This window comes from Kitasatospora sp. NPDC059722 (genome assembly GCF_042733235.1).
In the GTDB taxonomy this organism is placed as follows: domain Bacteria; phylum Actinomycetota; class Actinomycetes; order Streptomycetales; family Streptomycetaceae; genus Kitasatospora.
Genome location: NZ_JBHWGD010000035.1, coordinates 79,444 through 89,672, shown reverse-complemented (window position 1 = coordinate 89,672; position 10,229 = coordinate 79,444). Strand labels below are relative to the sequence as shown.

Genomic DNA, 10,229 nt, shown 5'->3' with positions numbered 1-10,229 from the left:
GTTGTTGTGCGGTTTTTCTCTCCTTTTTTGTCTCTCACGTTGTGTCGGGTGTTGTCTCCTACAACACCCCAACCCCCACCTGTCGTTCGTGCGGGGCCCGTCAGAACGCCGCCCCGGCCGGCCGGGGCTCGCCCATGAAGTGGACGATCTCCTCGTGGTTCGTGGAGCGCACCGCGTTCAGCGCGCCGCTGCGGTAGTAGAGGTCCAGGCAGGTCGGGTCCGGGCCGAGGTCCGGCTCCTGCCCGGCCCGCATCAGGGCCAGCGCCGCCGGGACGTTGTGGCTGAACGTCACCCCGGCCCGCCGGAAGTAGCCGCGGCCCGCCACCTCCTCGACCAGCGCCTCCTGGTCCGCCACGACCGGCTGGGTCAGCAGGTCGTAGCGGAACACCTCGTCCAGGAACGCCCGGTGCTCCGCGCCGAGCCGGGGGCTCACCGCCTCGCCCCACCAGCGTTCGAGCGCCGTGCGGCCCGCCTGCTCGGTGAACAGGTAGCCGATCGCCGCCGCGTAGGCGGGGGCGCCGCCGCCGTGCGCCCGCGCGGCCGCCTCGCGCAGCGGCGCGGCCTCGGGGGCCGGGGTGGTGTCGATCCAGTCGGCCAGGCTGTCGAGGACCTCGGACTGGGTCCACCCGGCCAGCCGCCGCAGCGGCAGCCAGCAGTGCCGCAGCACGGCGTTCTCGGCCACCACCCGCGCCCAGAACAGGAACCGCTGCATCCGGGCGTTGTCCTCGAAGGTCATGGTGCGGTGCGCCAGCACGTACTCGAAGTCGTCGTGGTCACCGCGCAGCGCGACGATCCCGTGGACCTCCTTCTGCTCGGAGTACTCCGTGTTGGGAAGCAGCATGATCGGGTAGACGGCGATCCGCGAGACGTGCTCGGCGAGTTCGTCGTAGCCGCGCAGGAAGGACTCGACGGTCTCGCCCGGTGCGCCCCAGATCAGCTCGGCGTAGCAGTCCAGGCCCTCGCGCCCGAGCCACTCGACGAGCTCCCGCCAGTCGTTGACCTTCATGTTGCGCCGGCGCATCGAGTCCAGGGCGTCCGGGCTGAGCGACTGCAGGGCGAGGGTGAACGAACTGCGCAGGCCGGCCTCCTTCATCCGCCGCACGATCTCGTAGAACACCTTCGACTTGTTCTTCGCCCAGGAGGTCTCGAAGGCCCGGGGAAATCCCAGCCGGCGATTGATGGAAATGAGGTCCTCGACCAGTTCGAGGTCGATCGGCAGCATCCCGAAGTTCGCGTCGCAGGCCACCACGGTGTGCACGCCGAGTTTGCCGAAGAGTTCGAGTTCGGCGCGCAGCCGCTCGCGCGAGAAGGCCCGCACGCGCTGGCCGACGGCGCCGCCCCAGTAGCAGAAGGCGCATTTGTACGGGCAGCCCCGGTTGGTCTCGATCAGGGCGACGTCGTAACGGAAGTTCCCGGCCTCGTCGAGCAGGTCGATCGCGCCGGTCAGGAAGGGCGAGGGAATGATGTCGAGGTTCTCGATCCGGGGCCGGTCCGGCGTGGTCACGACGGTGCCGTCGGGGCGCCGGAACGATATCCCGGCGATGTCGTCGAGCTCGTGCCGGGAGCGGCCGTCGCGGCGGGCCCTGACCAGCTCGGGGAAGGTCAGCTCGCCCTCGCCGTTGACGATCACGTCGACCTCCGGGTGGAGCCGGAACACCCGCTCCGCCTGGCCGCTGACGTGCGTGCCGCCGAACACCGTCCAGCCGTCGGGCTGCAGTTGGCGGTAGGTCGCGGCGAGCGCCCCGAAGGCCCGCACGTTCCAGCCCAGGACGGAGAAGCCGACGAGGTCGGGGAGCTCCTCGCGGAACAGCCGGTGGGCCATCTCCCCGTGCGTCACGCGGCCCCGGAAGTTGCAGATCTCGACCGCCGTCCCGGACCGGAGTCCGGGGTCCTCCAGAATCATCGCCTTCAGGTATCCGGAGGCCAGCGGCATGGATTCCAGCGGCATGTCCCAGACGCCCTGCTGAACGAGTGCCACCCTGAGCTGAGGACCATGCATTCAGCGCTCCAATTCTCCACGTCGAATGGTTCGGGAGAAAGTCTGACGGTCCACGGAGGAAGGGTAAAGCGGCGTTTGACCGGAACGCGGACAGCGGGCGCCGGAAATGCCTATCATGCCGTCCATGGCAAAATATCGATGGCTGGTGGAGATATCCGGGCAGGACTCCGCCGCGACGGTGCTGTACGCGTTCCCGCACGCCGGTGCGGGCGCCGCCGCGGTCAAGCCGCTGTGCCGGGGGCTGGGCGACGCCTGCCGGGCGGTGGCGGTGCGGCTGCCCGGGCGCGAGTCGCGGATGGACGAGGAGCCGTACACCGAGCTCGGCCCCCTGTGCGACGGCCTCGCCGAGCAGGTCGCCGCGCACGCCGACGGGCGCCGGGTGGTGTTCTACGGCCACTGCGGCGGCGCGGTGTTCGCCTACGAGACGGCCCGCCGGCTGCCCCCGGGGCTGCTGTCGGGGCTGGTCCTCTCGGCCCAGCAGGCGCCGGACCGGATCCCCCCGGTGCACACCTGGCGGCTGCCCGACGACGAGTTCCTGGCCCAGGTGGCGCGGGACGGCTACCTGCCCGAGGCGGTCCTCGGCCAGCCCGAGCTGCGGGAGCTGGTCCTGCCCGCGCTGCGGGCCGACTACGAGGCCATCGAGCGGCACGAGTTCGCGGTCGACCCGATCGGGGCGCCGGTGCTCGCGCTGCTCGGCGAGGCGGACCACTCGGTGGCGGAGGAGGACGTGGCGGCCTGGTCGCGCTTCACCACCGGCGGGTTCCGGCTCGGCCTGCTGCCCGGCGGGCACAACCTGCTGCTGGAGGACCCGGGCGCGGTGGCGGCCGTGCTGCGGGCCGAACTCGGCTGAGGAGCGCAGGTGGTGGGCCGGTCACGCGCGCCGGGTGCCCGCGGTGCCGCCCACCACCTGCCCGCCCAGCGTGCCCGCCGCGAAGGCCTCCCACATCGGCCGCCGCCGGGGCTTGCCGCTGGACGTGCGGCGGATCAGCCCGGACGGACCGGCCACCACCACGACCGCGGCGCCGTCGAGCCCGCGCCGCAGCCGCTCGACGGCCGTCGCCACCCAGGCCCCCTCCCGGCCCTCGACCACCGCCACGGCGGTGTCGACGCCGTCGAGGGCGCCCAGCAGCACGGCCGGGCGGCGGTGCCGCAGCTCCGCGACGCCCGCCAGCACCGCCTCCAGGTCCTCGGCGAAGACGGTGCGGGCCCGCTGCTTCAGGCTGTCCCCGAGGCGGCCGAGGACGTAGAGCCGGCCCTCGTGCAGGAAGCCGCTGTCCCCGGTGCGGAGCCCGGTGGGGTCGAAGGCGGCGGCTCCGAGGTAGCCGTCGGCGATCGAGGACCCGGCGCAGACGATCTCGCCGACCCGGCCCGGCGGCAGCTCCTCGCCCCGGTGGCCGACGATGCGGATCCGGCCGTCCGGCAGCAGCGGGCCTCCGCAGCCGACGAGTTCGAGGCGTCGGTCCGGCGGGGTGCCGGGAGCGGCCGGCCGGACCGGCTCGCCCGTCCGCAGCGCGCTCCGGTCCACTCGCAGGGTGGTCGGCTCCTCGGCCAGCGGCACGCCGGTGACGGCCAGGGTGGCCTCGGCGAGTCCGTAGGCCGGCAGCATCGACGCGGCGCGGAACCCGTGCGGCGCGAGCAGCTCCACGAAGCCGGACAGGATGGCCGGATCGATCCGCTCGGCACCGGTGATGACCGCCCGCCACCGCCCGAAGTCCAGCCCCGCCAGCGCCTCCGGCCGGACCCTGCGCAGCACGTGGGCCAGCCCGAACGCGGGCGCTGCCGTGAGCCGCGCGCCGTGCTCGCCGAAGCAGCGCAGCCAGGCGAGCGGTGAGCGGACGAAGTCCTCCGGGCGCAGTACCCACAGGTCGGCGCCGGTGGTGACCGGGGTGAGCAGGCAGCCGACGAGCCCCATGTCGTGGTGGAACGGCAGCCAGGTGGCGGTGGGGTCGTCCGGTCCCATGCGCAGCCACTGCCGGACGGCGGCCAGGTTCGCCTCCAGGGCCCGCGCGGAGACCACGACCGCGCGGGCCGGCCCGCTGGAGCCGGAGGTGAACTGGACGAGCGCGGTCGCGGGCGTCCCCACGGGGGCGGTGTCGGCGGCGCACCCGTCGGGCCATGCGGCGGCGAGGTCGAGCACGGGGGCGGCGGTGGTGGGCGGACCGAGGCCCGCCGTTTCGGCGCCGGTCAGGATCACCGCCGGTCGCAGGACGGCGAGTCGGGCCGTCAGCCCGTCGCGGTAGGCGTCTTCGTCCTGGAAGGTCGCCGGCGGCGCGAGCGGCGCGGGTACCGCTCCGCACAGCAGCGCGCCGAAGAAGGCCGTGACGAACTCCGGCCCGGAGCCGAGCACCAGGGCCACCGCCCGGCCGGGCCGCACGCCGGCCGCCCGCAGCCGCCGGGCCACCGCGTGAGCGGCGGCCGCCAGTTCGGGGTACGGGTGCCGCGTCCACGTGCCGTCCGGCTGGAGTACGCGGATGCCGCGGTCCGGGTCCGGTGCGTCCAGCCAGTCGAGCAGCCCGCGCGCCGTCACCGGGTGCCCGGGGCGGTGCGGGGGAGGAGCTCGTCCAGGCGGCGGGCCCCGGCGAAGACGCCGAGCAGCCGGCCGGCCGCGACCGGGTCCTCCCTCGCCTGCCGCACGGCCGCGGTCAGGTGCTCGTCCGCACCGGTCAGCGCGGCCTGGCGGCACGCGAACTCGAACATCGCGGCGGAGCCCGCGTCCCGCCGGGCCTGGTAGCGGGCGAGGGCGCGGTCCGGCGGCAGCTTTCCGGTGAGGGCGTCGTGCAGGGCGGCGGCGAGGTTCTCGGCGTCGGTGAAGGCGTCGGAGATGCCGCGGGCGGCGATCGGGTCCTTGTGGTGGCCGGCGTCGCCGGCCAGGGCCCAGCCGGGGCCGTGCGACTGGCGGTAGTAGTTGCGCAGGCCGGCGGCGCCGCGCACCGGGCCGGCGAGGCGGGCCGCGGCGATCCGTCCGGCGGCGCCGGGGAAGCCCGCGAGCGCGTCGAGGTAGCCGCGCCGCCGGTCGCGCCCCCAGGCGCGGAACGCCTCGCGGCGCAGGCTGAGCGCGACGACGGTGCGGCCCTCGTGGGTGGGCCACATGGACAGGCCGCTGCCCGGCCGGAAGTGCGCCTCGACGCCGTCCACCGCAAGCCCGGTCCAGTAGGCGTAGGCGGTCGCGGCGAGCGGGCCGCGGTCGACGAGCACCGGGGCGTCGACGGCGCGGGCGACGGTCGAGTTGCGGCCGTCGGCCCCGACCACGACCCTCGCCCGGACGGTGAACCGGCCGCCGTCCGCGGTCCCGGCGAGCACGCCGCTGACGGGACCGCCGTCCGCCTCGCGCAGCACGTCCAGCACGGTGACGCCCTCGCGCAGTTCGGCCCCGGCCGCCCGGGCCGCGTCGGCGAGCAGCCGGTCCAGGACGGTGCGGCGCGGCGCGTAGGTGACGGCCGGGCCGGTGGCCGCGTCGTCGGAGGTCGGCGCGCCGCTCAGAGCGAGGCCGCCGAAGTCCAGGCTGATCCGCTCCAGGGGCGGGCAGCCGGTGTCGGCTAGGGCGTCCAACAGGCCCCAGCGGGCGAGCCGTTCGATCCCGGGCCGCTGCACCCAGTGGGTGGACATGGTGTCGCTGGGGAAGCGGTCGCGCTCCAGCACCAGGACCCGGTGGCCCTGCCGGGCGAGCAGCATGGCCAGCGGGGAGCCGGTGCAGCGGGCGCCGACCACGACCACGTCGACCTCGGTTCCGGGGGACGGCGGCTGCGCCGCGGCGGTGTTCAACTGACGCTCGTCCGCGCTTGAACCGGCCCGGCGGCCCGCGGTGCGTCGCCCCGCTGGAGGCTGTCGGCCAGCGACTGGAGGATCCCGGCGCAGCCGTGGCTGAGCTCGACCACCGACACCAGGCAGTGCGCGGGCAGGCGTTGGGCGATCTCCTGCTGCTCGCGGACCACCGCGTGGCAGGCGTCGAACATCCGCAGCAGCGTGCGGCCCGTCTCGTTGAAGCGCAGGGACGGGTCCTTGCGCAGCCGGTCGAACAGCCCGGCCAACTCGGCCGGGGACTTGGGCTCCTGGCGCTGCGCCGCGGGCTCGCGCGGCGGTGCGTTCCGCTCGGCGCCGCCGCCTCGGCGCCGGGCCGGCACCGGGTCCTCGCCGCGGCGCAGCCGGTCGCGCACGTCGGCCGCGGTGGCCGGGGAGATGCCGGCCTCCCTGGCTATCTGGCGCAGCGAGGCCTGGGGGTTGCTGGCGATCAGTTCGACGGCGCGTTCCCGCCCCTGGGAGCAGTCCAGCGGCCGGGAGCGGCCGTCGCGGCCGATCCGGCTGGTGAGCTTGGGCAGGTGGGAGACCTGCTCCTGGCGCAGCTCGGCGACCTTCTTGGCGGACAGCCCGGCGACGGAGGCGACCATCCGGTCCGACCAGGCGGGGTGGGTGGCGAAGATCCGCCGGGCCGCCGAGCTGCGGTCGGCCAGCGAGAGCGGCAGCCCGTGCTTGATGTTGGCGGCCACCGAGAGCAGGAAGACGTCGGCCTCGCTGCCCTGGAAGAAGCGGACCTCGATCTCCTGCTGGCCGCGCAGCTCCGCGGCCCGCAGCCGGTGCATGCCGTCGACCACCCGCATCGACGGCTGGTGCACCAGGATCGGCGGGTGGGTGGCGTCGGAGGCGGCGAGCAGCCGCACGTGCTCGCCGTCCTCGCCCTCCAGTCTGGGCGAGTCGGCGTCGAGGAGCACCCGGATCGGCACGACGGTGACGGCGGACCGCTGCAGCTTGTCGTGCCGGAGCGACAACAGCAGTGAGGTGGGATCGCCGACGTGACAGAAAGGCTGAGTCGTGCTCATCTCGACGCTACTCCCCGTGTGTGACGGAACCGTTGTCCGGGAACGCGCGCCTGGGTCGGCTCAGGCGGTAACGTTCCCGAAGTCGTTGAGGTTCAGCGGATTTTCCAATTTCTGGGGCGACCCGTGGATCGGCGCCCGCCGAGCGTCCGGATCCCGTTGTCGCCCCCCGTCAATGTTCCTGACAATGCGTGATTTAGCTGCGAACAGTCAAGGGCTCCGACGGCCCCGGGACAATTCCCGGCCCCGCGTGTGAGGCGGGCCGCGGCCGGGTAGGCAATCCTGTTCCCGGGCGCCGGGGGCGCCGGCGGCGGACGAATCAACGGAAAGCTTCGGTCAATTCCAAAGCGACGTCGGCGTGGTTCGCGCCGATCGGGTGCGCGGTGTGCTCGCGGCCGTGGGGCGCCGCCGGGGCGGCGGGCGCGCGGCCCGGTCCGTCGCGCCCGCAGCGGGCCTCAAGCGCCCTGCGGGACGTCAAGATGCCCGTGTGACAGGGCTGGTGGCGGAATCCCGCCACTGGCGTCGACCCGCCGCCGAAGCGTCGGGATCCGGTCGGGGCGGCCCGGCGCCCGTACATGGCCGGCTGCGAATGTGCGTGCGAATCCTCATGAGAATGCGCGCACGGCGGAGGGTGGCGGTGTGCAGGCCGCGCGCAGCCACGGCCGGGTGTACGTGCGGATGCGTGTGCGAATAGCGGGTGCGCGGCCACCGTCGACTTCCCCCGGAAATCCGCCTAGGGTGCGAAGCGGGTCGAACTCCGGCCGTTCCGTTCGAGTTCATCCATTGATTTCCCGCGCTATTCCACGGCGTGAATCCTCGAAATGTCCTCAGGGAGCAGCATGGTCCTGCACGTGCGGCATGTCGGTCTGGGCGTACCGGATCTCCGGAGCGCCGCGGAATTCTACGAGAATCGCTGGCAACTGGAGGTCGTCGAACGCGACGGCGACCGGATCTATTTCGGTGCGGGCTGCCCCGAGAGCCACGTGCTCCGGCTGCGCGCCACCGACGAGCCGAGGGTCGACCTGATCGCGCTCGCGGCCGAGTCGGCGGCCGAGGTGGACCGCGTCGCCGCGCGGGTGGCCGCCCACCCGCGCGGCCGGCTGCTCGGCGAGCCCGGCCCGCGCCAGGACCTCGGCGGGGGCCACGCGGTGCGGTTCCTGGACTGCGACGGCCGGACGGTCGAGGTCTCCGCCGACGTGGCGGGGCGGGTGTTCACACCCGTGACCGCGAGCGAGACCCGCCCGAAGGGGATTGGCCACGTCGTGCTCAACACGCCCGATATCCAGGTGGCGCGCGAGTTCTACGAGACGGTCATGGGATTCCGGGTGACCGACTGGGTCGAGGACGTGATGTGCTTTCTGCGCACCGGCCCGGTGCACCACACCATCGCCTTCACCCGCGCCCCGCACACCTCGCTCAACCACGTGGCTTTCGAGGTCCGCGGACTCGACGAGTTCATGCGGGCCACCGGCGCGCTGATGCGCTCGGGCATTGCCCCGGTCTGGGGGCCGGGACGGCACGGCGTCGGGCAGAACACCTTCTCCTATTTCCAGGAGCCGTCCTCCGGTTTCGTACTGGAGTACACCACCGCCGCCCAGGTGATCGACGAGGAGCACGGCTGGACCCCGAAGGTCTATCCGGCCAACGCCCAGACCACCGACGTCTGGGGCACCGCCAACGCGCGCGACGAACTCGTCTCCGCGACCCTGATCGGCCGCCCCGACCCCGGCACCTGGACGCCCCCGCCGGTGTGACGGCACGCCCGTGGGGCCGGGCGCTCCTGCGGCGCCCGGCCTCACGGCGGTGCTCGCGCCCCCGTCAGCGCACGTCCAGGCCGCCGTCCGGGCGGAGCACCTCGCCCGTCATCCCGTGCGCGTCGTCCGAGGCCAGGAAGCGGTACAGCGGCGCCAGTTGCGCGGGCGTCAGCACCACGCGCAGCGGATTGAAGTCCCGGATCACCGCGCTGATCCCGTCCGGATCGCCGAACACCTCCGCGGACCCCTCCGGCCCCACTGCCGCGCGCAGCCCCGTCACCACGCCGCCCGGGGCCACCGCGTTCACCCGCACCCGGGGCGCGAGGTCCGCCGCCAGGTGCCGGACCAGCCCGACCGCGGCGTGCTTGGCCATCGCGTAGGCGACCCCCGAACCGTTGCCGCGCACCACGTACGAGGCGTCGGACAGCGTGAACACCATCGCGCCGCGCCGCTCCAGCAGCGGCTCCGCCGCCGCCCGGGCCGCCAGCAGGTAGCCCACCGCGTCCACGTCCAGCACCCGCCGCGCCAGCTCGGCCAGTTCGGCGGCCGGCCGGTCGCGCAGCCCGACCCCGCCGTCGTGGATCCCGGCGTTGCCCACCAGCACGTCCAGCCCGCCGTGCGCCTCCACCGCGGTGCGCACCGCCCGCTCGTTGTCCGCCGCGCTGCGCACGTCCCCGAGCACCAGGGCGACCCCGTCGGGCAGCGGCTCCCGGGGCTCCTCCCGGTCCAGCACCACCACCCGGTGCCCGTGCCGCACCAGGTCCTCCACCACCGCCCGCCCGATCCCCGAGACCCCACCGGTCACCAGGGCCACCCGGACCCCACTCTGCTGTCCCACCACGGAGAACTCCCAGGTCCGCACCGATCCGACCCGGCAACGAGTACACCGCCCCCGCACCCGCCCACCACCCCCGCCCCGAACGCCCCACCCGCGTTCAACCGCTCCCCGTCGGCACTCGAACACCCCGCCCACCCCGAGCCGTTGATCCGCCCCCGGCCGGCCCGTTAGCCTCGCGTGGGCCGTGTTCGTTCGCCCGGACCGCCGGCTGCTCCGGCGATCGATCGCTGACCGGCGTGGGCGGGACCGGGTCAGGTGCGCGCCCCGCGGGGGACGACGAAGTCGCGGAGGCGGGCCGAGTCCAACTCGTCCCACGCACCGGCGATTTCCAGTACCGCGAGGCCGCTGGTCGGGTACTTCTCCCGGACGCGGTCGAGGGCCTCGCCGCCCGGGTCGCCGGCGAGGTCGAGGATCAGGTCCTCCAGGGCCGGGTTGTGGCCGACGAGGAGGACGGTCGTCGCGTCGCGGGGCTGTTCCCGCAGGACCTCGACGAGGTCGTCGGCGTCCGCGGTGTACACCCGGGGGTCGACCGTCGCGGAGGGCGCACCCGGCAGCTCGGCGGCCGCCAGGTCCCACGTCTCTCGCGCCCGCCGCGCCGGCGAGCACACCACCGCGTCCGGCAGCAGCCCCCGGTCGCGCAGCCATCGGCCGGCCTCGGGCGCGTCGCGCCGCCCGCGCGGGCCCAGCGGGCGCTTCTCGTCGGGTACGCCCGCCGGCCACGCGGACTTCGCGTGGCGCAGCACGATCAGCGTGCGGGGCGGCGGGGGCGTGGTCGTGTCGCTCATGCCTCCACGCTGCCACAGACCGGCCCGGCGCGACCCTCGGCT

Annotated in this window: 8 protein-coding genes; 2 read left to right on the top strand and 6 right to left on the bottom strand. The window is 74.4% G+C overall.

Features of this window, described 5'->3' with window-relative positions; genetic code table 11:
- Positions 1–100: 100 nt before the first annotated feature.
- Positions 101–1,978, bottom strand: coding sequence for a KedN5 family methylcobalamin-dependent radical SAM C-methyltransferase (locus tag ACFV4F_RS22675; protein WP_380448771.1), 1,878 nt, complete (start codon positions 1,976–1,978; stop codon positions 101–103).
- Between the two features lie 145 nt (positions 1,979–2,123).
- On the opposite strand from ACFV4F_RS22675, the gene ACFV4F_RS22670 reads away from it, so the two are divergent.
- A complete protein-coding gene (locus ACFV4F_RS22670) occupies positions 2,124–2,849 on the top strand; it encodes a thioesterase II family protein (RefSeq protein ID WP_380448769.1) in 726 nt (241 codons plus the stop codon).
- A gap of 21 nt (positions 2,850–2,870) precedes the next feature.
- Here the strand turns inward: ACFV4F_RS22670 and ACFV4F_RS22665 are convergent, their stop codons facing one another.
- From ACFV4F_RS22665 to ACFV4F_RS22655, 3 genes are read right to left on the bottom strand one after another with little or no spacing between them, the layout of a single operon-like run.
- Positions 2,871–4,526, bottom strand: coding sequence for an AMP-binding protein (locus tag ACFV4F_RS22665; RefSeq protein ID WP_380504900.1), 1,656 nt, complete (start codon positions 4,524–4,526; stop codon positions 2,871–2,873).
- Complete coding sequence (locus ACFV4F_RS22660; RefSeq protein WP_380448765.1) at positions 4,523–5,761, bottom strand: NAD(P)/FAD-dependent oxidoreductase; 1,239 nt, start codon at positions 5,759–5,761, stop codon at positions 4,523–4,525. The genes ACFV4F_RS22665 and ACFV4F_RS22660 overlap by 4 nt, the downstream gene beginning before the upstream one ends.
- Positions 5,758–6,813, bottom strand: a complete 1,056-nt coding sequence (locus tag ACFV4F_RS22655; RefSeq protein ID WP_380493835.1) for a ParB N-terminal domain-containing protein — start codon at positions 6,811–6,813, stop codon at positions 5,758–5,760. Before ACFV4F_RS22655 ends, ACFV4F_RS22660 begins: the two co-directional genes overlap by 4 nt.
- Before the next feature lie 836 nt (positions 6,814–7,649).
- On the opposite strand from ACFV4F_RS22655, the gene ACFV4F_RS22650 reads away from it, so the two are divergent.
- Positions 7,650–8,564 (top strand): VOC family protein, encoded by a 915-nt coding sequence (locus ACFV4F_RS22650; RefSeq protein ID WP_380493833.1) that lies wholly within the window; start codon positions 7,650–7,652, stop codon positions 8,562–8,564.
- A 64-nt stretch (positions 8,565–8,628) separates the two neighbouring features.
- On the opposite strand, the gene ACFV4F_RS22645 is transcribed toward ACFV4F_RS22650, so the two are convergent.
- Together ACFV4F_RS22645 and ACFV4F_RS22640 are read right to left on the bottom strand one after the other, a co-directional pair.
- Positions 8,629–9,402 (bottom strand): SDR family oxidoreductase, encoded by a 774-nt coding sequence (locus tag ACFV4F_RS22645; RefSeq protein WP_380493831.1) that lies wholly within the window; start codon positions 9,400–9,402, stop codon positions 8,629–8,631.
- 251 nt (positions 9,403–9,653) lie between these two features.
- Complete coding sequence (locus tag ACFV4F_RS22640) at positions 9,654–10,187, bottom strand: SixA phosphatase family protein (protein WP_380446448.1); 534 nt, start codon at positions 10,185–10,187, stop codon at positions 9,654–9,656.
- Positions 10,188–10,229: the final 42 nt, after the last annotated feature.

Bases quoted from the DNA above. Each gene is read 5' to 3' on its own strand.
- ACFV4F_RS22670 (WP_380448769.1), top strand. From the start codon at position 2,124: ATGGCAAAATATCGATGGCTGGTGGAGATATCCGGGCAGGACTCCGCC.
- ACFV4F_RS22655 (WP_380493835.1), bottom strand. From the start codon at position 6,813: ATGAGCACGACTCAGCCTTTCTGTCACGTCGGCGATCCCACCTCACTG.
- ACFV4F_RS22650 (WP_380493833.1), top strand. From the start codon at position 7,650: ATGGTCCTGCACGTGCGGCATGTCGGTCTGGGCGTACCGGATCTCCGG.
- ACFV4F_RS22640 (WP_380446448.1), bottom strand. From the start codon at position 10,187: ATGAGCGACACGACCACGCCCCCGCCGCCCCGCACGCTGATCGTGCTG.